Annotated in this window: 21 protein-coding genes; 11 read left to right on the top strand and 10 right to left on the bottom strand. The window is 69.6% G+C overall.

What is annotated here, in order from left to right:
- Positions 1–34: 34 nt before the first annotated feature.
- Positions 35–2101, bottom strand: a complete 2067-nt coding sequence (locus HRC28_RS03305; protein ID WP_182378771.1) for a M23 family metallopeptidase — start codon at positions 2099–2101, stop codon at positions 35–37.
- Positions 2102–2260: 159 nt separating this feature from the next.
- On the opposite strand from HRC28_RS03305, the gene HRC28_RS03300 reads away from it, so the two are divergent.
- Both HRC28_RS03300 and HRC28_RS03295 read left to right on the top strand, forming a co-directional pair.
- Complete coding sequence (locus HRC28_RS03300) at positions 2261–3538, top strand: helix-turn-helix domain-containing protein (RefSeq protein WP_237111677.1); 1278 nt, start codon at positions 2261–2263, stop codon at positions 3536–3538.
- 145 nt (positions 3539–3683) lie between these two features.
- Complete coding sequence (locus HRC28_RS03295; protein WP_182378770.1) at positions 3684–3890, top strand: hypothetical protein; 207 nt, start codon at positions 3684–3686, stop codon at positions 3888–3890.
- Here HRC28_RS03295 and HRC28_RS03290 read toward each other — a convergent pair.
- The 4 genes from HRC28_RS03290 to HRC28_RS03275 all read right to left on the bottom strand — a co-directional run bounded on the left by HRC28_RS03290 (position 3841) and on the right by HRC28_RS03275 (position 7467).
- Entirely contained in the window at positions 3841–4497 is a 657-nt protein-coding gene (locus tag HRC28_RS03290; RefSeq protein ID WP_182378769.1) for a hypothetical protein, read from the bottom strand. The genes HRC28_RS03295 and HRC28_RS03290 overlap by 50 nt on opposite strands.
- A gap of 121 nt (positions 4498–4618) precedes the next feature.
- The gene (locus HRC28_RS03285) at positions 4619–4936 is read right to left on the bottom strand and encodes a 4a-hydroxytetrahydrobiopterin dehydratase (RefSeq protein ID WP_182378768.1); all 318 of its coding nucleotides are present in this window, start codon (positions 4934–4936) and stop codon (positions 4619–4621) included.
- A gap of 1 nt (position 4937) precedes the next feature.
- Positions 4938–5528, bottom strand: coding sequence for a DUF664 domain-containing protein (locus tag HRC28_RS03280; protein WP_182378767.1), 591 nt, complete (start codon positions 5526–5528; stop codon positions 4938–4940).
- A 70-nt stretch (positions 5529–5598) separates the two neighbouring features.
- The gene (locus HRC28_RS03275; RefSeq protein ID WP_182378766.1) at positions 5599–7467 is read right to left on the bottom strand and encodes an amino acid transporter; all 1869 of its coding nucleotides are present in this window, start codon (positions 7465–7467) and stop codon (positions 5599–5601) included.
- Positions 7468–7628: 161 nt separating this feature from the next.
- Between HRC28_RS03275 and HRC28_RS03270 the strand changes: the two genes are divergently transcribed.
- The 9 genes from HRC28_RS03270 (at position 7629) to HRC28_RS03230 (ending at position 17546) form a co-directional block, all read left to right on the top strand.
- Entirely contained in the window at positions 7629–7979 is a 351-nt protein-coding gene (locus tag HRC28_RS03270) for a hypothetical protein (protein ID WP_182378765.1), read from the top strand.
- A gap of 90 nt (positions 7980–8069) precedes the next feature.
- Positions 8070–8159, top strand: coding sequence for a K(+)-transporting ATPase subunit F (gene kdpF / locus HRC28_RS03265; protein WP_182378764.1), 90 nt, complete (start codon positions 8070–8072; stop codon positions 8157–8159).
- A 2-nt stretch (positions 8160–8161) separates the two neighbouring features.
- On the top strand, positions 8162–9820 hold the full coding sequence (kdpA, locus tag HRC28_RS03260; protein ID WP_182378763.1) for a potassium-transporting ATPase subunit KdpA: 1659 nt from the start codon (positions 8162–8164) through the stop codon (positions 9818–9820).
- Between the two features lie 35 nt (positions 9821–9855).
- Entirely contained in the window at positions 9856–11955 is a 2100-nt protein-coding gene (kdpB, locus tag HRC28_RS03255) for a potassium-transporting ATPase subunit KdpB (RefSeq protein WP_182378762.1), read from the top strand.
- Between the two features lie 13 nt (positions 11956–11968).
- The gene (kdpC, locus tag HRC28_RS03250; protein WP_182378761.1) at positions 11969–12580 is read left to right on the top strand and encodes a potassium-transporting ATPase subunit KdpC; all 612 of its coding nucleotides are present in this window, start codon (positions 11969–11971) and stop codon (positions 12578–12580) included.
- An 18-nt stretch (positions 12581–12598) separates the two neighbouring features.
- Positions 12599–15139 carry a DUF4118 domain-containing protein gene (locus HRC28_RS03245; protein ID WP_182378760.1) on the top strand — a complete coding sequence of 847 codons (2541 nt, stop codon included), beginning with the start codon at positions 12599–12601 and terminating at the stop codon, positions 15137–15139.
- Positions 15136–15813 carry a response regulator gene (locus HRC28_RS03240; protein ID WP_182378759.1) on the top strand — a complete coding sequence of 226 codons (678 nt, stop codon included), beginning with the start codon at positions 15136–15138 and terminating at the stop codon, positions 15811–15813. Before HRC28_RS03245 ends, HRC28_RS03240 begins: the two co-directional genes overlap by 4 nt.
- A gap of 222 nt (positions 15814–16035) precedes the next feature.
- Positions 16036–17052, top strand: a complete 1017-nt coding sequence (locus HRC28_RS03235) for a magnesium and cobalt transport protein CorA (RefSeq protein ID WP_182378758.1) — start codon at positions 16036–16038, stop codon at positions 17050–17052.
- Positions 17053–17075: 23 nt separating this feature from the next.
- Positions 17076–17546, top strand: coding sequence for a thioesterase family protein (locus HRC28_RS03230; RefSeq protein WP_182378757.1), 471 nt, complete (start codon positions 17076–17078; stop codon positions 17544–17546).
- Here the strand turns inward: HRC28_RS03230 and HRC28_RS03225 are convergent.
- Genes HRC28_RS03225 through HRC28_RS03205 form a run of 5 tightly spaced genes read right to left on the bottom strand, consistent with a single transcriptional unit; the run spans position 17482 to position 21216 of the window.
- On the bottom strand, positions 17482–18249 hold the full coding sequence (locus HRC28_RS03225; RefSeq protein WP_182378756.1) for a DUF4184 family protein: 768 nt from the start codon (positions 18247–18249) through the stop codon (positions 17482–17484). The genes HRC28_RS03230 and HRC28_RS03225 overlap by 65 nt on opposite strands.
- A 9-nt stretch (positions 18250–18258) precedes the next feature.
- Positions 18259–18552: a DUF1905 domain-containing protein gene (locus tag HRC28_RS03220; protein ID WP_182378755.1), complete on the bottom strand. Its 294-nt coding sequence runs from the start codon at positions 18550–18552 to the stop codon at positions 18259–18261.
- Between the two features lies 1 nt (position 18553).
- Positions 18554–18931 (bottom strand): hypothetical protein, encoded by a 378-nt coding sequence (locus HRC28_RS03215; protein ID WP_182378754.1) that lies wholly within the window; start codon positions 18929–18931, stop codon positions 18554–18556.
- A 48-nt stretch (positions 18932–18979) separates the two neighbouring features.
- Positions 18980–20245, bottom strand: a complete 1266-nt coding sequence (locus HRC28_RS03210) for an ankyrin repeat domain-containing protein (protein WP_182378753.1) — start codon at positions 20243–20245, stop codon at positions 18980–18982.
- Complete coding sequence (locus HRC28_RS03205; RefSeq protein WP_182378752.1) at positions 20242–21216, bottom strand: SMP-30/gluconolactonase/LRE family protein; 975 nt, start codon at positions 21214–21216, stop codon at positions 20242–20244. The genes HRC28_RS03210 and HRC28_RS03205 overlap by 4 nt, the downstream gene beginning before the upstream one ends.
- Positions 21217–21261 lie beyond the last annotated feature (45 nt).

The following is a 21261-nucleotide window of genomic DNA, read 5'->3' as shown; positions in this document are numbered from 1 at the left end:
CGGGAGCACAACAGCGTGATGCCGCGCGCGGGCGTCAACCGGCCTGCCGAACCGCGGCGAGCTGCCGCTCGAAGGCATGCAGTTCGGCGTCCGTCGCGGTGAGGTCGAGGATCGTCGACTCAGCCGCGAACATCAGGTCGAGGTAGCCGGTCGTGCCGCCACCCACGAGAGGCACGACCGCGTCCACGGGCACTGCACCACTGGCGAACTCCAGCCAGGCCTGCAACAGCTCCGATTCCGCGCGGGCCCTGCGGTCCGCGCCCGGCGGCGACAGCACGCTGTGGGCATCGGCCGCAGTGGCGAGTGCCGTGTGCTCGATGAAGACGCTCGACACGGCGCCGACGATCTCCAGGTAGGCGTCGGCCAGGGCGGACTCGATGTGCGGCGACCCGTTGTCGGCGTACTGGTGCTTCCACCAGCCGCTGCCCTTCGTCGCGTCGGCCGTGCCCGTGACGATGACCGTCGCCGACGCGCTCGCGGTGCCGTCGTCGTCATCGGTGACGACGAGTCCGAGGTCCGCGACGCCGGGGAAGTCGAACAGGGCATCGGCGTCGTCGCTCGCCGCGAACGGGAACACCCCGAAGGGCGTCGGTGTCGGCGGCTCGGCCGGCTCGGGGCCGACGCCGTCGTTGAAGTACGTCTCAGCCGACGGCAGGTTCCAGGTGAAGGTGAGGTCATCGGAGCCCGCGTCCGCGGCGTCGGCCGTGACGGGCAGCGTGGCGCCGGCCTCGACGACGAGGTAGTCGCCACCCGGGAACGAAACGGCGTCGCTGACGTCGATCGTCACTGTCGGATCGAGGTTGCCCACCACGACGTCGACCTGGTCCGTCGCCACGCCGCCGTCGTCGTCGCTCACGGAGACCGTGACGGCGTACGTGCCGTTGTCGCCGTAGACGTGGTCGACGCCGGCGGCGAGGGTGGCGGGCGTGACACCTGTGCTGTCGGGACCTCCGTCTCCCCAGTCGATCGAGCCCACGTGGGTGTCGAGGACACCGGGGTCGGTGAACGTGGCCGACACGGTCGCGGTGCCGGCCTCATCGATGCTGTCGCCGATCGCGGTCACCGTCGGTGCGACGTTCTGGACCGTGACAGTCGCGTCGTCGCTGTCGGGCAGTTGTTCCACCTGGTCGTACACGGTGAGCGCGGTGTCGTGGGCGGCCGGGCCCTCGACGGCCGTGAACGTCGGGGCCGCGACTCCGGTGTCATCGAGCCCGGAACCATCGGCGTACGACTCCGGGTCCCACAGGTAGGTCAGGTCAGTGCCGCCGTCACCGTCGTTGCTGCCGGTCCCGTCGAGGACGACGGTCGAGCCCTCGTCGACGGCATAGGGGCCGCCGGCGTCGGCGACGGGAGGCTCGTGGTCACACGGGTTGGCCGTGTAGGACTCGCCGCTGACGTAGCGGTTGCCCTCGATGTCGCAGACGACGGAGGTGCGGTTGGTGCCCTCGATGAATCCGCCGAGGGTACTGAACGGCTGGGGGTCCGTGGGATCGGTGGGCACCGCGACCTCCCAGTGCAGGTGCGGGCCCGTGGCGAACCCGATGTCGCCCTCGATGCCGATCGTCTCGCCAGCACTGATCGGATCACCGGCGGCCCAGCCCGCGTCGATGCTCGCGCTGCCGGTGCGCAGGTGGGTGTACTTCGTCCACTCACCGTTGGGGTGCTCGATCCAGACGAAGTTGTTGTACTCCTGGCAGAGGCCGGGGACCAGGTCGTCGTCCTGGCAGGTGTGCTCGAGCGCATCGCCCTCGTCGCCGTCGGCGTAGGAAGCGCCGTCCCGGTCGGCACCGTCGCCACGGTCGTCGTCGTCCCCGTTGTGGTCGTCGACCCACCGCACGATGCCGTCGGCTGCGGCCACCACGACCAACGAGTTGTCGCCAACCATGTCGATCCGGTCCCGGTTGCCGTTCGGGCCGCCGTGGTTGTGGGCGTCGCCGGTGACGGTGATGTCCGCGCCGTCCTCGAACGGGATCCGATAGGTGCCGCTGGACGGATTGTCACCGTGATCGGCCGTTGCCGGTCCTGAGCCGGTCCCGACGAAGACCAGCGTGGCTCCGGCCAGTACGACCGCGCCGAGAGTTCCGCGTAGTTGTGTCCTCATGTCCGCACCGAGTCCTCACGAGACGTTGTGGCGGGACGCTACGCCCGTCACGGATTGGTCGTCAGTGCCGTCCGTGAGGCTGATACCGGCGTGAGACTCCCCGGAGGTCCTGTGGCGCCGGTCACTGGAGCGGGAGCACAATGTGGCCATGGGGTCCGGATGAGTGCTGCAGAGGATGCCACCGCCGCGTTTGACCGGGCGTGGAACGACCGGGTCGGCGCCCTCGGCTCGACGATGGCTGGCCAGTTGCCGGCACTCACCGACCGCCTGCACGAGGGCCTGTTGGCGCACATCCCCGAGTTGAAGAGCGACCCGGTGCTGGAGGACCTGCTGCGCAGCAGCGTCGACGCCAACCTCGAGACGGTGGCCCATCTGCTCCAGCACGACCTCGACGTCGAGGACGCGACGGTGCCGGTGGCGGCGCGGGAGTACTCCCGCCGCCTCGCGCAGCGCGGGGTGCCGCTGACGGCGCTGGTCCGTGCCTACCGGCTCGGCCAGCAATGGATCTCGGACTGGGCGTTCCAGGAGATCCGCGACAAGGAGCCGGATCCCGACGTCGCCTACCGGGCGATCCAGGAAATGATCACCGTCACCTTCCGCTACATCGACCGGATCACCGAACAGGTGATCGCGGCCTACGAGACCGAGCGCAAGAAGTGGCTCGCCCACCAGAACACCGTGCGCACCCAGCTGCTCGAGCAGCTGCTCGCGGGCGAGCCGATCGACGCCGCCACCGCGGAGACCACCCTCGGCCACCGGATGCGTCAGCAGCACGTCGGCGCCGTGCTCTGGGCGGTGGATGCCGCCACGGATGCACTCGGTGACCTCGAGCGGCTGGCCGGCACCATCGCCCAGGAGATCGGTGCCGTCGGCAGCCCGTTCGTGGCGCCCCGGGACCGCTCCACCGCGTGGGCGTGGTTCCCGATGGGCAGCACGACCACGGTGCCCGACCTCGCCGCAGCGGTCGTGGAGAAGGCGGGCTCACCCGTGCGCGTCGCCTTCGGTGCGCCCGCCCCAGGAGTCGCCGGATTCCGGGCCACGCACGACCAGGCCCTTTCGGCGACGTACGTCGCCCGGCTGGCCGGGGAGCGCGGGCAGTCCGTGACGTCGTACTCCGCCAACGGCGTGCGGGCGGCGACCCTGCTGGCCAGTGATCTCGGTGGCAGCCGCCGACTGGTGGCCGACGTCCTCGGCGATCTCGGGACCGCGGACGACGGTGCGACCCGGTTGCGCGACACCCTGCTGGTGTTCCTCGACTCGGGTGGCAGCTATCTCGCCACGGCCGAGCAGCTGCACCTGCACAAGAACACGGTTCGCTACCGGGTGGAGAAGGCCGTCGAGCTGCGCGGCCGCGGCCTGGACGTGGCGCCGCTGGAGCTGCACCTCGCGCTGCTCGCCTGCCACTGGCTGGGCGACGCGGTGCTCACGCCGGCCTGACCGGGTTCACGACCCGCCGGCGGCGTTTGTATCCCGGGTCCAATTCGGCGTCCGGACTTCAGCATCGCGCGCCGACGACGTGGCGGCGCGCGCGAACGAGACTCGTGGCATCGAGAAGTTCACCCGCGATCCCACGGAGCCGACCATGAGTGACCTGCTGCAGCTGCTGCCGATCTACGCGTTCATGTTGATCCCGGTGTGGATCCCGCTGATCGCCATGACGGTTGGTGGCCTCCGTGACGCGATCAGCGCGCCCGCCCGTCGTGCGACCGCTCCTCGGGCGGCGCACGCCGCCCGCGCGGTCAGCCGCTCCGGCGGTCCTCGGGTCCCCGCGGCAGGAACTGCTGCGTGAGCGCAGGCCACGCCTCGGCGATCAGTTCCTCCATGTCGAGGTTCATCGCCTTCTGCACGTAGGGCTTGTTGAGCTCGGTGTCGATCACCTTCAGCACGAAGCGCCGCAGCTCGCCGTCGATGCCGGCCACCTTGCGGATCACTGTCCCCCGCCGGGTGTCGGTGTGGAGCTGGAGCTGGATCTGCTCCTCGGTCGGCGTCCGGATCTCGAGGCGCAGCCGCAGCGGCTCCTCGGTGTGGACCACCATCACCAGCGGAATGATGACCTCGCCGTTGAAGGTCAGCCGGTCCATCGGCAGGTCGAGGTCGAACACCACGCTGATCGGCAGGTTGATCGCGTAGGTCAGCAACTCGGCAGGGATCTGGTGACCCGTGGTCGGGTGGAAGGTCCCGACGAAGCTGATGCTCGCGAAGGCGCGCCCCGGACCGGCGCCGATCGGGCCGAGGGCGAGTTGATCACCCAGCACCTGGTCGACCGTCGCGAGGATGCGATCGAGGTGAAGCACCCGGTGGACCCAGTTCACACCAAAAAGCTGGTACGACGCCGGACCTTCGTCGTACAGCACCGGAGCGGGCACGTCGGCCATCCCCATGAGTCCGTCGACCACCACACCACCCCCTCTGGCAGAGGGGGCCAATACCCCCATCGGCGTTGATGATTCTCCTACACGGTGACACAGGTTGAGGCCCGAACGGGCCTTCCGGTCAGCGCGTTCTTCGCCACAACCCTCAGTTGCTGCCGGCCTCGACACCGAGACCGCGCGCCGCAGCCGAGATCGCCTGGGCGAGGTCGCGGTCGGCCGTGGTGAGCGTGCCGGTGTCGTGGGTCGTCAGGCTGACGCCGACCTTCGGATAGGTGAGGGTCAGGTCCGGGTGGTGGTTGACCTCCTCGGCCAGCCGACCGATCTCGTTGACCAGGGCCAGTCCCTTGACGAAGCTTCCGGTGGCGAAGACCGCCCGGACCTCGACGCCCTCGACCCGCCAATCCTCGACCCCGTCGGCGGCAACGAACTCGTCGGCCGTGAGGCGCTCGTACGCGTGTGCCACCTCAGGCGTCCAGCCGCGGGTAGGTCGCGACCTCGCCGGGCGGATCCTCACCGGTGAGGCCGTCGATCGACTCGCGCAGGAGGTCGGCGTGGCCCACGTGGCGGGCGTACTCCTCGATCATGTCGACGACGAGACGGCGCAGGCTGGGGTGGCCGCCGTGCACGAACGCGTCGGCAGGGTGGTCGAGCCCGTCGCTGCGCATCGCCTTGGCGACCGCGACGCGGGACCGGCGCACGGAGCTCTGCCACAGGGCGTAGAGCGTCGCGGCATCGTCCTCGGCCGCGGTCCGCCACTCCCAGTCGGAGTCACGCTCCCAGTCGACGCCGTCCCACGGCGCCGGCAACGGCCGGCCCAGCAACGCCCGGGTGAACACCTCGTCCTCGACCAGCGCGAGGTGCTTGAGGAGCCCACCGAGGGTCATCGTCGACCTGCCGAAGGCGAGCCCGAGCTCTTCGTCGTCCAGGTCGCCGCACTTCCACGCGAAGGTGAGGCGCTGCCGCTCGAGCGAGCCGAGCAGGGTGGCCGTCTCGTCACCCGCCAGCGGTGGCTCGGGACGTGCGACGTCGATGTCGAGCGTGAAGGAAGCCGTCATGGCTCGACGCTAGAACGGGCCGCCGACAAGCGGTAGGGGTGACTGGCGAGTAACGCGGGTCTCGAGAACATCATCCGGCGTGCACGTGCGGGCGCTTCTTCGGATTCTTCTCGGCCCGCCGGACCACCTCGCGCGTCAGCGGTGCGACCTCGCCCGTTCCGAACAACAGGAACCGCGCCATCTGGGCGATCGGGCTGCCCTCGGTCCACTCGAAGTACATGTGCGGTCGGACCCCCGACTTGTCGCGCAGGTCGAGCAGCAGCGCGGCGAGTGCGTTCGGGATGGTCGCCGCGTGCACCCGCAGCACCCGGAACTCGCCGTGCACGACGGAGCCCTCGACCTCGATCCGGCTCTCGAAGTCGGAGTAGTCCTCGACCACGACCTCCACGAAGATCAGGTCCCCGCCGTTCTGCAGGGCGTGTGAATCGACGATCTGGCGCACCTTGGCGCGATAGGCGCTGGCGTCGTGGTGCTCCGGGTCATGGGCAACCAGGCGGAGGGTACGGCGGGCGCAGTCGCGAATGAACGCGTCGGCCTTGGCGTCGTACTCGATCTCGGTGGTGCGGAGCTCCAGCGAACGCGTGAGCCGCGAGAGCAGGGACACCGCGATGATCGCGGCGATGAAGCAGCCACCGATCTTCACGCCGTCGGGACGCTCGTAGATGTTGTCGACGGTGGTGTAGATGAAGACCATCGCGATCAGGGTGAAGCCGATCGTCCAGCCGCGCTGGCGTGCCTTGCGTGCGGCCAGCGCCACCGCGACGCTCGCCGAGGTGATCAGCACCAGGACACCCGTTGCGTAGGCGCCGCCCTGCGCGTCGACGTCGGCGTCGAAGATCCAGGTGATCAGGAATGCGGTGGCGGTGAGCACGCAGACCAGCGGCTTGACGGCGCCGGCCCACTCCGGCGCCATGCCGTAGCGCGGCAGGTAGCGCGGGATCAGGGCGAGCATGGCGGCCATCGCCGAGGCGCCGGCGAACCAGAGGATCAGGATGGTCGAGACGTCGTACACACTGCCGAAGACGTCGCCGAGGTACTCGTGGCCGAGGTAGGCCAGAGCGCGGCCGTTGGCCTCGCCGCCGTCCTCGAAGGCCTCGGTGGGGATGAGCAGGGTCGTGACCAGGCTGGACGCGATCAGGTAGACGCTCATGATCAGCGCCGCTGCGGTCAGCAACCTCTTCGTGTTGCGAATCCGCACTTCGGGCCGGAGCAGGTCGTCGTCCGGGGCGCCCTTGACGTGGCCCATCACGGCGACGCCCGTCTCGAAGCCGGACAGGCCGAGCGCCAGCTTCGGGAACAGCGTCAACGACACCGCGATCATGAGCGCGATGTTGCCGTGCTCCGCGGTGAGCGAGGTGGACCAGTCGGTGACGACGTGGCCGTTCTGGATCACGTGCACGGCGCTGACGCCGATGACGACGGCATTGAGCAGCAGGTACGTGACGACCAGGACGACCGCGACACCCACGGCCTCCTTGAAGCCACGCAGGAACACCCCACCCAGCAAGGCGATCAGGCCGAGCGTGATCCACAGTTCCTGACCGTGCAGGAAGTCGGGGACGTGCGGGTTCTCGACGACGTGCGCGCTCGCATCGGCGGCGGACAGCGTGATGGTGATGATGAAGTCCGTCATCGCGAACCCGAGCAGGACGAGCACGAAGATCTTGCCGCGCCAACGCGGCAACAGGCGCTCCAGCATCGCGATCGAGCCCTGTCCGTGCGGGCTCTCCTGCGCGACGCGGCGGTAGACCGGCAGTGCGCCGAACAGGGTGAGCAGCACCAGGATCACCGTCGCCACCGGGCTGAGCAGTCCGGCCGCGAGGAACGCGATACCGGGCTGGTAGCCGAGGGTGGAGAAGTAGTCGACGCCGGTCAGGCACATCACCTGCCACCACGGGCGGGTGTGTGTATCCGGTTCTACCTCAGTGGTGGTGCTCACGACAGTGAGTGAACCGGCCCACCGGACCCCATCCGACCGCTCCTAACAACTTCCTAACGGGGTGCGAGCGGGGTCACAGGAGTGTTAGGCCCTGTCAGGACGACGTTAGCGGGGCGTTAGGACCGGCGCCGGAGGCCCGGAACCGGCGAAGACTCGGTGCCATGACATCCGTCCAGACCCTGCACCGGTACGACGAACCGCGGGTGATCGACGAGCCGGCCGTCCGGTTCGGCCTCGCCGGATTCGCGCTCTTCGCCGCTGTCGGCGTCGTCAGCGCCGTCCATCCTCCCGCCGCCCTCGGCGTGCTGGCGTTGGCCGGGGTTGCGATGAGCCTCAGCGCCGTACTGAATCGGCCCTCGGCCTGCGGCATCGGCATCGCGGGGTGGGCCTTCGCCGAAGGCTTCGCCCTCCACGACTACGGCCAGTTGCGGCTCACGCAGCCCGACCTCTGGCTCCTCGCGGTCTTCGTCCTGGCCTGTCTCGCGACCTCGGTCCTGCGGAGGCAGCCGTGAGCGACGTCCTCTTCCTGTCCCTGGTTGTCGCGTTCTTCGTCGCAGCCTTCCTGATTCTGATGGCCCTCGACCGATGGTGAGCCGAACCGCATGAGCATCGACAACGTCATCGCGCTGGTCATCAGCGCCCTCCTCCTCGGCTACCTCGTGGCCACCCTCGTCTTCCCGGAGCGTTTCTAGAAATGAACGACACCCTTGCCGGCCTGTTGCAGGTCGGCGCGCTGATCGCTGCGCTCGCGCTGTGTTACCGCCCGCTGGGCAGCTACATGGCCCACGTGTTCACCACCGAACGCGACCTGCGGGTGGAGCGGGTGATCTACCGCCTCGTCGGCGTGGACCCACGGGCCGACCAGGCCTGGAAGACCTACGCCCTGGCCCTGCTCGCGTTCTCGTTCGCCGGCGTCGTACTGCTGTACGCCCTCCAACGGTTCCAGTCAGGCCTCCCGTGGTCCCTGGGCTTCCCGGACGTGGCGCCCGACCTGGCGTTCAACACGGCGGTCTCCTTCGTCACGAACACCAACTGGCAGGCCTATTCGGGTGAGGCCGCGATGGGGCACCTGACCCAGATGGGCGGACTGGCGGTCCAGAACTTCCTGTCGGCAGCGGTCGGACTGTGTGTCGCCATCGCACTCATCCGCGGGTTCGCCCGGTCCCGCACCGGACGCCTGGGCAACTTCTGGGTCGACCTGACCCGGGGAGTGATCCGGATCCTCCTGCCCCTCGCCCTCGTGGCAGCCGTGGCACTCATCTTGTTGGGCGTCGTCCAGAACCTGTCCGGCGGCGTCGACGCGACGACCCTGACCGGCGGCAGCCAGACCCTGCCCGGCGGTCCCGTCGCGTCACAGGAGGCGATCAAGGAACTCGGCACCAACGGCGGTGGCTTCTTCAACGCCAACTCGGCACACCCGTTCGAGAATCCCGGCCCGATCAGCAACCTGTTCGAGATCTTCCTGCTGCTGCTGATCCCGGTCTGCCTCACCCGGACCCTGGGCGAGATGGTCGGTGACCTGCGCCAGGGCTACGCGATCCTCGCAACGATGGCCGTGATCTGGGTCGTCATGCTGGCGGCCGTGTGGGCCATCGAGGCCGCCCACCCGACTGCTGCCTACGACCTCGCCGGCTCGGCGATGGAGGGCAAGGAGACCCGCTTCGGCGTCCCCGGTTCCAGCTTGTTCGCGGTGTCGACCACCGGCACCAGCACCGGCGCAGTCAACTCCTTCCACTCATCCTTCTCCCCCGTGGGCGGAGGCCTCCTGATCCTCAACATGGGGCTCGGCGAGGTTGCTCCCGGCGGTGTGGGCACCGGCTTGTACGGCATCCTCGTGATGGCGATCCTCACGGTCTTCATCGCGGGCCTGATGGTGGGCCGGACGCCCGAACTGCTGGGCAAGAAGTTGCGCGCGATCGAGATGAAGCTGGTCGCACTGAACATCTTGACCATGCCGTTGCTGGTGCTCGGCTTCACCGGCCTCGCCCTGGCCCTCGATGGTCCGAGGGAATCGATCCTCAATGGCGGACCGCACGGCCTCAGCGAGGTCCTCTACGCCTACATGTCCGGAGCCAACAACAACGGCTCCGCGTTCGCCGGCCTGTCGGCCAACACGCCGTTCTTCAACATCACGATCGGCCTGGCGATGCTGGCCGGTCGGTTCATCCCGATCATCCTGACCCTCGCCCTGGCCGGCGCCCTGTCGAAGCAGGCCACCGTGCCGCGGACCAACGGCACGCTGCCGACCAACGGCCCCCTGTTCGTCGGCATGCTCGCGACGGTCGTGCTGATCGTGGCCGGGCTGACCTTCTTCCCCGCCCTCGCTCTCGGCCCGCTGGCGGAGGGCCTGTGAGCACCCGTACCCCTGATCCCCGACCGGAGAACCCGATGTCCACCACCACCGAACCCACCAGCCCTGCCGCGGAAGTGAGCCCCGCCCAGGCTCCACCGCGCCGGGTCGCCGGCGGCCTGCTCGACCCCCGCACCCTCGTGACTTCCCTGCCCGAAGCCCTCCGGAAACTGGATCCGCGGGTCATGGTGCACACCCCGGTGATGTTCGTCGTCGAGGTGGGCGCGGTCCTCTGCACGGCGTACGCCGTTCTCGATCCGTCTGTCTTCAACTGGGCGATCACCGTCTGGCTGTGGCTGACCGTCGTGTTCGCCAATCTCGCCGAGGCCGTCGCCGAAGGTCGCGGTCGCGCCCAGGCCGCCACCTTGCGCAAGGCAAAGACGGAGACGACCGCTCGCCGGCTGACGGCGGCGGGACAGGTCGAGGACGTGTCGGCGTCTGCCCTGCGCATCGGCGACCGTGTGGTCGTCGAGGCGGGCCAGATCATCCCGGGCGACGGCGACGTCATCGAAGGCGTGGCCAGCGTCGACGAGTCGGCCATCACCGGCGAATCCGCGCCCGTCATCCGCGAATCAGGGGGCGACCGTTGCTCGGTGACCGGCGGCACCAAGGTGCTGTCCGATCGCATCGTCGTGCAGGTCACCACCAATCCCGGCGAAAGCTTCATCGACCGGATGATCGCGCTCGTCGAAGGTGCGAGTCGCCAGAAGACCCCCAACGAGATCGCCCTCAACATCCTGCTCTCGAGCCTGACCATCATCTTCCTGGCCGCGACGGTGACCCTGAAGCCGCTGGCGATCTACTCCGGCGCCGACCAGGACCTGATCGTCCTCGTGGCGTTGCTCGTCTGCTTGATCCCGACGACCATCGGAGCGCTGCTGAGCGCCATCGGCATCGCCGGGATGGACCGCCTGGTGCAGCACAACGTGCTGGCCATGTCCGGCCGCGCCGTCGAGGCAGCCGGGGACGTGAACACGCTGCTGCTCGACAAGACCGGCACGATCACGCTGGGCAACCGCCAGGCAGCGGAGTTCCTGCCCGTGGCCGGGATCGCGGCCGCCGTACTCGCTGATGCAGCGCAGCTCGCGTCGCTCGCCGACGAGACCCCCGAAGGCCGTTCGGTGGTCGTGCTCGCCAAGCAGGCCCACGGTCTGCGGGAACGTTCGGAGGGCGAACTGCCCGGTCTCCACTTCGTCCCGTTCTCCGCCCAGACGCGGATGTCCGGAGTCGACCTCGGCGACCGCGAGATCCGCAAGGGCGCAGCTTCCGCTGTCACGGCGTGGGTGCGCGAACGCAACGGCGAAGCCGGCGACCAGGTGGGGGTCATCGTCGATGCGATCGCCTCTGCCGGTGGTACGCCGCTGGTCGTGGCCGAGCAGCGCCGTGACGAGCCGGCCCGGGTCCTGGGGGTCATTCACCTCAAGGACGTGGTCAAGGAGGGCATGCGCGAACGGTTCGAGGAGATGCGCCGGATGGGCATCCGGACCGTGATGATCACCGGCGACAACCCGCTGACTGCACGCGCCATCGCGGAGGAGGCGGGTGTCGATGACTTCCTCGCCGAAGCCACTCCCGAGGAGAAGATGGCGCTGATCAAACGGGAGCAGGAGGGCGGGCGACTCGTCGCGATGACCGGCGACGGCACCAACGACGCTCCTGCGCTGGCCCAGGCCGACGTCGGTGTCGCGATGAACACCGGCACCTCCAGCGCCAAGGAGGCCGGCAACATGGTCGACCTCGACTCCAACCCGACGAAGCTCATTGAGATCGTGGAGATCGGCAAGCAACTCCTGATCACCCGGGGGGCGCTGACGACCTTCTCGATCGCCAACGACGTCGCGAAGTACTTCGCGATCATCCCCGCGATGTTCGGCGGCGTGTACGCCGGTCTGGACACCCTCAACGTGATGCGGCTCGACTCACCCCAGTCGGCCATTCTCTCCGCCGTCATCTTCAACGCACTGGTCATCGTGGCGCTGATTCCGCTGGCCCTGCGCGGGGTGCGCTACCGGCCCTCCAGCGCCGCATCGATGCTGCGCCGCAACCTCGCCATCTACGGCATCGGTGGCGTCGTGGCTCCGTTCATCGGCATCAAGGCCATTGACCTGATGGTGTCCACCATCCCCGGCATCGGCTGAAAGAGACGACGACATGTCCACCACTTCCTCCCTTCGCGGCCTGCTGAGCCAGTTCGGCGCAGCAACCCGTGCCCTCGCCGTGATGACGGTCCTGCTCGGCCTCGCCTACCCGCTCGCGCTGACCGGCTTCGCCCAGGCGGTCGTCCCCGGCCGAGCGGACGGCTCGATCGTCGAGCGCGACGGCCAGGTCATCGGCTCGACGTTGATCGGCCAGTCCTTCGCCGGCGACAAGGCCTACTTCCAGTCCCGCCCGTCGGCCGCCGGCGAGGGGTACGACGCCCTGGCCAGCTCCGCGTCCAACCTGTCGCCAGCGAACCCCGAGTTCGTCGCGGAGGTCCGGCAACGGATCAAGGACGTCGCGTCGTTCGACGGCGTCGCCGAGGCCGACGTCGCCCCCGACGCGGTCCTGGCCAGCGGGTCCGGCCTCGACCCGCACATCTCGCCGGCCTACGCCGAACAGCAGGTCACGCGCGTGGCCGCTGCCCGCGGCCTCGACGAGAAGGTCGTGCGCAACCTCGTCGCAGACAACACGGCCGGCCGGGTGCTCGCCTTCCTCGGTGAAGCGCGGGTCAACGTGCTCGAACTGAACCTTGCCCTCGACGCGCAGGCCGATCGGGGACACTGAGCAGATGGAGCGGGACGCATGAAGCGGGGGCGGCTGCGGGTGTACCTCGGCGCTGCGCCGGGTGTGGGCAAGACCTACGCCATGCTCGGCGAGGCCCGCCGTCGCGTCGACCGCGGCACGGACGTCGTCATCGGGTTCGCCGAGACCCACGGCCGCACGCACACCGCCGACATGATGGCCGGGCTCGAGACCGTGCCCCGCCGAACCGTGAACCATCGCGGTGCCCTGCTGGACGAGATGGACCTCGACGCCGTACTCCGGCGGCGACCGAAGGTCGTCCTGGTCGACGAGCTGGCCCACACCAACGTCCCCGGTTCGCGCAACGCGAAGCGCTGGGAGGACGTCGAGGAACTGCTCGACGCGGGCATCGACGTGATCTCGACGGTGAACATCCAGCACCTCGAATCGGTCAACGACGTCGTCGAGAAGATCACCGGGGTTCCCCAGCGCGAGACGGTGCCCGACTCGGTGGTCCGCGCCGCCGACCAGGTCGAACTGGTCGACATGTCCGCCGAGGCGCTCCGGCGCCGACTCGCCCACGGCAACGTCTACGCGGCCGACAAGATCGACGCGGCGCTGTCGAACTACTTCCGCGAGGGCAACCTGACCGCTCTTCGTGAGCTCGCCCTGCTGTGGGTCGCCGACAAGGTCGACGATGCCCTGCTCGGATACCGGCGCCGCCACGACATCACCGGCACCTGGGAGGCCCGCGAGCGAGTCATCGTGGCCCTGACCGGCGGACCCGAGGGCGAGCAGTTGGTACGACGCGCGGCCCGGATCGCGGCCCGCTCCGGCAGCGGCGATCTGCTGGCCCTGCACGTGAGCCGGTCGGACGGTTTGACCGCCGCCGACCCAACCCACCTCACCCACCAGCACCAGCTCGTCGAGTCGTTGGGCGGTTCGTACCACCAGCTGCTCGGGGACGACGTGCCCGAGACGCTGCTGTCGTTCGCCCGTGCCGAGAACGCCACACAGCTCGTGCTGGGCGACAGCCGGCGCCCACGGTGGGCCACTTTCTTCGCCCCGCCGGGGATCGGACTGCGCACGATCCGGGCTTCCGGTGACATCGACGTCCACATCGTTTCCCACGCGCACGCAGGTGCCGGGCGACGGCTCCCCGTCGGCACCGGCGCGCTGAGCCTGCGTCGCAGGGTGCAGGGCTACGTGTTGGGGCTCGTCCTGCCGATGCTGCTGACGCTCGCCCTGTTGCCCGTCGACCACACCCTCAACCTGGTCAGCGACGTGCTCCTCTTCCTGCTGCTCGTCGTGGTGGTCGCGCTGGTGGGCGGCGTCGGGCCCGCACTGCTGGCCGCAGCACTCGGGTCGTTCCTGCTGAACTACTTCTTCACTGCGCCCGTGCACACGCTCACCATTGGCGACACGAACAACGCACTCGCGCTCTTCGTCTACGTGCTGGTCGCGACGATGGTCAGTTCCGTCGTCGACGTCGCGGCACGACGTACGCGGCAAGCGGCCCGTGCTGTCGCCGAATCGCACATCCTGGCCAGCCTCGCGGCCATGCCACTCACGAGCAGCCAGGACCTTGCCGCCTTGCTGGAACGGTTCCGCGAAAGCCTGTCCCTCACGTCGGTCTCCTATCTGGAGAAGACCGACGGCGCGTGGCACCTCGTCGGTTCCGCTGGTCAGGATCCGGCGGGCGCGCCTGAGCAGGCGGACACCAAGGTTGCCGCCGGGTCCGACACGATTCTGGCTCTCAAGGGGCGGGGCCTGGCTCCCGAGGACACCCGCGTGGCCGCGGCCTTCGCGGCACGGACGAGCCAGGCCGTCCACCAGATCAGGCTGGCCGAGGAAGCCGCTCGCGCTGCTCCGCTGGCCGAGGCCAACAAGGTCCGTACGGCGCTGCTGGCCGCAGTGGGCCACGACCTGCGCACGCCCCTCGCCGCCGCCAAGGCCGTCGTCTCCGGGATGCGGTCCGAGGACGTCGACCTCAGCCCCGAGGACCGAAGGGAACTGCTCTGCACCGCCGATGGAGCGCTCGACACCCTGGCCGGGCTGGTGGACAGCCTGCTCGACCTCAGTCGCCTGCAGGCCGGCGCTCTCCCGATCCACCTCTCCCCGGTCCTGATCGAGGACGTCATCGCGGGGGCCCTCGATGACTTCACCGTGGCCGCCCGTCCCTTCCGCCTCGACCTGACCGCCGACCTGCCGCCGACGCTGGTCGACGCCGCCCTGCTGGAACGCGTCGTGGTCAACGTGCTGTCCAACGCCCAGCGGTACTCGCCGCCGGACCGGCCCCCCGTGGTGCGGGCAGGCGCCGTGCTGGACCGGGTCGAGATCCGGGTCGTCGACACCGGACCGGGCATCCCTGCAGCGGAGTACGAGCGGGTGTTCCTGCCCTTCCAGCGACTCGGCGACCACGACAACAGCACGGGCGTCGGCCTCGGACTCGCCCTGGCCCGTGGCCTGGTCGAAGCCATGGGCGGCACACTCGACCCCGAGGAGACGCCCGGCGGTGGACTGACCATGGTGATCTCGTTGCCCGTCGCCGACGGCGACATCGGCGGTCCGGACCTCGGCATCAGGGAGCGCGTGGGATGACGAAGATCATGGTGGTGGACGACGAGCCGCAGATCGTCCGGGCACTGGCCATCAACCTGCGCGCACGGGGCTACGAGGTGACCACCGCTGCCGATGGCGCCGAAGCGCTGGCGGTCGCGGAACTCGCCCCACCCGACATCGTCATCCTCGACCTCGGACTGCCCGACCTCGATGGTGTCGACCTGATCGCCCGCTTGCGGGCCAGGTCCGCCGTACCCATCCTCGTCCTGTCCGGGCGCAGCGACAGCGCGGACAAGGTCGATGCGTTGGACGCCGGTGCCGACGACTACGTCACCAAGCCCTTCGGGATGGACGAACTGCTGGCCCGGCTGCGGGTGATGCTGCGGCGCACCACCACGGCCGAGCCCGGCGAGCACGTCGTCGAGTTCGGCCGGGCGCGCGTCGACCTGGCCGCAACGCGGGCGATGGTCGACGGTGAGGAAGTGCGGCTCACGCCGACCGAGTGGCACCTGCTGGAGGTGCTCGTCCGCAACCCCGGTCGGCTGATGAGCCAGCGCCAACTCCTCACCGAGGTCTGGGGGCCGGGCTACGAAACAGCCCACGGCAACCTGCGCCTCTACATGGCGCAACTGCGGCGCAAGCTCGAGGCCGACCCGGCGCGGCCCGTGCACTTCCGCAACGAGCCGGGCATGGGGTACCGCTTCGAGCCGTGAGCATTCACGTATCCCGCAGTACTGCGGCAAGAATCAGGTCGTTCGACCTGACGAGCAATCCGACTTGAGGAGGTGGTGGCGGTGAAGACCGGTGGCGATAGTCCGAGCATCTCGCCGCTGCCCCTGAGTCCTCGAATCTGATCGATTCGGGCTCCCGGCCGCGGCTTTCCCGCACGTCTGACGCGCGCCCGTTGCGGCGCGCTCACCTTCAGGAGCCCCGTCATGGGAATTGTTGACAACGCCGTCTACGTCGATGGCTGCCGTACCGCCGAGCCGTCCTCGCTCGAGCTCACCTACGAACTGCTCCGCGAGCAGCACGGCATGGGCTGGATCGGTCTGTACCGACCCACGCGCGAGGAGATCGACTCCGTGGCCGCCGAGTTCGCGTTCCACGGGCTGGCCGTCGAGGACACCGTCCTGGCCCACCAGCGACCGAAGCTGGAGCGCTACGACCAGGTCCTCTTCACGGTGCTGCGGCCGGCCCGCTACATCGACGCCGAGGAGCGGGTCGAGTTCGGCGAGCTCCACGTGTTCACCGGCCCCGACTTCGTGGTGACCGTTCGCCACGCCGAGTCACCCAACCTGGGCCGCGTCCGGCGCCGGCTCGAGGCCACCCCCGAGTTGCTCAAGCTCGGCCCCGAAGCCGTCCTCTACGCGATCTTTGACGAGGTCGTTGACGAGTACGAGCCGGTCGTCGCCGGCCTGGAGAACGACATCGACGAGATCGAGTACCAGGTCTTCGAGGGTGACCCCGGAGTGTCGCGACGGATCTACGAGCTGACCCGCGAGGTCATCGAGTTCCAGCGGGCCACCCGGCCGCTCATCGGGATGCTCGGCGCCCTCAGCGCCGGCTTCGACAAGTACGACGTCGACGAGGAACTGCGCCGCAACCTGCGCGACGTCGAAGACCACGTCATCAAGATCGTCGAGCGCATCGACGGCTTCCGGCTGCTGCTCCAGAACATCCTCACCGTCAACGCCACCCTGGTCGGCCAGCGCCAGAACGAGGAGACGCAGCGACTCACCGAGGCCAGCCTCGCCCAGAACGAAGAGGTCAAGCGGATCTCCTCGTGGGCGGCGATCCTGTTTGCGCCGACCCTGGTCGGGACCATCTACGGCATGAACTTCGACACGATGCCGGAGCTGGGCTGGCAACTCGGCTACCCGTTCGCGCTCGCGCTGATGGCCGCGGTCTGCGGCACCCTGTACCTCGTCTTCAAGCGCAGGAATTGGCTCTGACGGCGGGCTGCGAGGATGCAGCCGTGGGTGACTACTTCGAGTGCGAGATCCAGGCCCGACTGCGCGACGTGAACCTCGGCGGACACGTCGACAACGTCGAGGCGCTCCGCGTGCTCGACGAGGCGCGGCTGCTGTTCTTCCGCTTCGCACCGCTGCCGGGGTCGGACCTGCCCGGGTTGTTCCGCGACGTGCCCGCCGGCATCACCGACCTGGTCGGCTCGCAGCAGGTCAACTACAACGCCGAGATGCGGTTCGTGGCCTACCAGCCGTTCCTGGTGCGGATGTGGATCGGCCACGTCGGCAGCTCCTCCATCGCGCTCTCCTACGAACTGCGCGTCGCACCCGACCACGAACCGGCGATCGTCGGAGAGAGCACCGTCGTGCTCTGGGACCCGGCCGCCGGGTCGTCGTGGCCGATCTCCGACGCGGTCAGGCAGACGTTGACGTCGTACTCGAGGGAGCCGGTGGCGTTGCGGGAGCGCCCGGGTCGCTGAGGCACCAGGCCACCGTCACGGCGGCCACCGCGGCGGCGAGCGCAAGGATCCCGACCACAGCTGCGTAGAAGGCGGCGGAGTGGAAACCGCCCTCCAGCAGGAAGAGGAAGGTGCCGACCGAGATCAGCGACGCGACAGCGAAGGCGGCGCCGAGGGTTGCCGCGGGCAGGCGCCGCGTTGGCGGCGCGTCGTCGAGCACCGGCCGTCGTACGACGGCGAGGAGGGCGAGGCCGATGACCAGCAGGCCGAAAACGCCGCTGCCGTACTGCGCCCACTGACCTCCGCGCAGCGGGCCCTGCTGCTCGGTGAGCCAGGGAATCAGGCGCGTTCCCCACCGACCTTCGTGAGTGAAGGCATCCCAGACGACGTGGGTGATCGAACCGACCACCGCGGCCAGCGGCGCGAGCAGCCAGGCGCTGCGACCGATCCGGTGTGTCGCCGGAAGTCGGTTGCGGACCAGGGACGGCGCCGTGTCGACGAGCGCGTCGCGACCGAGGAAGTCCCAGAACCCCAGCAGGACCAGGGTCAGGGCGAGATCGACGGTGAGGATCCCGAGCACGCTGTGCGTGAAGCCGTAGATCCCCCAGGACTGCGAGAAGACCGGCAGGTCCGGCGCCATCGACCCGATCACCATCGCCGACAGCGGCAGGCCGAGCCGACGCAGCGGCAGGACGGCGGCCGGGTGGGCCAGGGTGACGGGCACCCGGTGAGGCTAACCGGGGCGCGAAGCCAGGCTCAGCGAAGCGGTCAGTTCGGCGTCGAGCTCGATGCCTGCGGTTCGTCGTACGGCTGCCTTGAGGGGAACGAGGTAGCGGCCGTCCTTCGGGAACAGCGCGGTGGTGAAGTCGGTGTCGCCGATGCGGACCTCGACGGCCACCTGGCCCCAGTACTCCTGCCTGCGCGCCGCTTCCTTGATGTCGTCGCTGTCGTCCTGCGGCACCGCGAGGAAGAAGTACGGCGCCGGGCCGCGCCACTCGATGACCGGACCGGTGAAGGTGAACTCCACCTCAGAAACCGCTCGGCTCGAGCGGGTCGTACTCGTGGTCGTCGACGTAGTCGGGCGGACGCTCGTTGCCGATCTCGCACAGGTCTGCGGGCGAGAGCAGGCTGGGACCGTCGGCCTCCTTCTCGGCGACACAGGCGTAGAAGCCGGAGTAGTCGGGCTCGGAGTCCCACGATCCAGCGACCCCCACGCTGGTGCCGATGAACACGAGGCTCGCGAGCCCGATGAAGACCCCCCGCCCGCTCCCCGAGCGGGTGCCGCCGGCGATGATCGGCTGCGGGTCCGGGAGTTCGGCCCACTGCCGCTCCGAACCGAGCGGCGGACGCGTCGGCTTCGCGTTCTCGGTCGGTTCCTCGCCGGACGGCTCGTACTGCTCCCACATGGCACCCAGCCTGCCCCGGCGAGAGACGCCCTGCAAACCCCACGGCCGTCAGTTCCGCAGCAGAGCCACGATCTCGTCGTACCCACGACGCTCGGCGTGCTGCAATGCGCTGACGCCGTCGGCATCGGCGATCGTCCGGTCGGCGCCAGCAGCGAGCAGGATCCGGACGACGTCCTGGTGGTCACGGCCGCCGTCGCCGAGGATCACGGCCTCCAGCAAGGCGGTCCAGCCCAGGTCGTTGACGTGGTCGATGTCGATGCCGGTCTGCACCACGCGGCGCACATAGTCGACGTGGCCCCGCTCGCTGGCCGGGATCACGGACAGGCCACCGAACCGGTTGCGGATCGTCAGGTCCGGATCGGCCGGCAGGAGGGCCTCGACCATGGCCACGCTCCCGGTCACCCCCGTCACCAGCCAGGGCGTGTCGTGCCGGTCGTCGAGCGCATCCGGGTCCGCCCCCATAGCGACGAGCAGCTCCGCGACGGCGACCCGGTCGTAGGTGCTGGCGAGCAGGAGTGCGGTGCGCTCCTTTCCGTCCCGCGCCTCGATGTCGGCTCCGGCCCGCAGCGCCACAGCGACCGCATCGGCATCGCCACGCTCGGCAGCGCGCAGCAGGGCCGCGTCCGCGTCGGCCGGGGGCTGGGCAGTGGTCACGGTGGTCAGGATCCTCTCCAGTCGGTCGAACCCGCGCTGGCGGGCCATCTGCAGCGGGGTCAGCCCCGCGGTGCTCGAACGGTCCTCGAGCCGGACACCGCCGGCGGCCAGCACCCGCACCGCGGTGGCGTACGACGCCGTGTCCTTGCCGAGCCAGACGGCCTCGTGGATCGCCTGGTAGCCGATGCGGTTCACGTGGTCGCGGTCGATGCCCGCGCGGAGCAGCTCCCCCACCACCTGGCCGTGGCCGCGCTCCGCAGCGCGGATCAGGCCGGTGCCGTTCCAGCTGTCCTTGTCGTTGACCTTCGCGCCGTTGCGGAGGGTGAGTCGGAGCAGGTCGAGGTGGCCCTCGCTCGTCGCGACCAGGTACGCCGACTGCTGGGTGCTGTCCTGGGCATTGACGTCGGCGCCCTGCCGGACCAGCCGGCGAGCGGCCGGCACGTCGTTCGCCCACGCCGCGTCGCGCAGCTGCTGATCGAGCGCGGCCTGCTGTTCCGCGCTGAGCTGCGGCGGCGTCGTACGGGCGTCGACGGAAGCGGACGGAGTGCCCGAGGGGTGCGACGGCCGCTGCGCTGCCTCCTCGGCAGCCGGCGTACCGCCACCACCGCACGCGCCCAGGACGAGGGCGAGCGGGAGGGCGGCCAACACCGAACGCGTCATCGCGTCGGGTCCGTGATGACCTCGTGAGGGCCCGACGCGACGGCCTCGTCGAACTTGCTGTCGACGTACAGGACCCGGCCGCGCAGCGTCTTCGCAGTGGTCAGGACGCGGTCCGCGGACGACGCCTCCTGGCCGAGGGTGACCAGGCGGCTGCCGTCGGCGGAGACCCGCAGCGTCGCGATCATCTTGCTGAAGTTGCGGACCACGGTGAGCCGGTTGCCCTGGCGGACCAGGCCGTCGGCGTTGACCAGGTCGGTGTCGGTCGCGATCGCGGTGGCCTCGCCGGTGTGCGCATCGAAGCGCCACATCCTGCCCACGTTGCCCTGCGCGACGACGAACGCGCTCCGATCCGCGGAGAGCACGATGCCGCCGAGGTTGAACCCGGCCGAGCGGGTGATCGTGCCGGTCGCGTCGGCCCACAGGGTCGCCTCCCAGCCGTGCGCACCCTCGGCCACCCGGAAGACCTGCGGGTCGTTGGAGTTGGTGAAGTACGCCGCCCCGTCCGGCCCGATCGCGACGTCGTTGAGGAACACGTCGGTGCCGGGCGCACGCAGCGCGGCGAGGAGTTCGCCCTGCGCGGAGTAGACCCACAGGTCGGGGCGACCGGTGCCGATGCCGTTCGGGCCGCCGGCGACGTAGACCCGACCGGCAGCGTCGACCGTGATGCCCCGTGCGGTGAAGCGGCCGTCGGTGCCGTGACCGGCGATCCACTCCTCCGTCTGCGCCGAGTTCGCCGAGCCGCGGTGGATCTCGCCGCCGGTGACCTCGCTGACGTAGAACAGGCCGCGGCGCTCGTCGGCGCCGATGCCCTCGAACTTCGAGCCGGCCGGGTTCGCCGGGCCGACCGCGTCGCCGTTGAGTTGGTACGACGACGGGCGGCCCAGCGCGTCGGCGGTCGCGGTCGTCGTACTGCCGACGGCGAGGGCGGAGAGGGTGAGCAGGCTGCTGAGGATGAGGTGGGTTCGCTTCATTCCTCCACCTTGCGTCGGTAGCGGGGTTCCGCACGTCGGGCGGGC

The sequence above is a fragment of the Nocardioides sp. WS12 genome, assembly GCF_014108865.1.
In the GTDB taxonomy this organism is placed as follows: Bacteria; Actinomycetota; Actinomycetes; order Propionibacteriales; family Nocardioidaceae; genus Nocardioides.
Note: the sequence above shows the minus strand (reverse complement) of the source record. Positions and strands in the feature narration are given on the sequence as shown.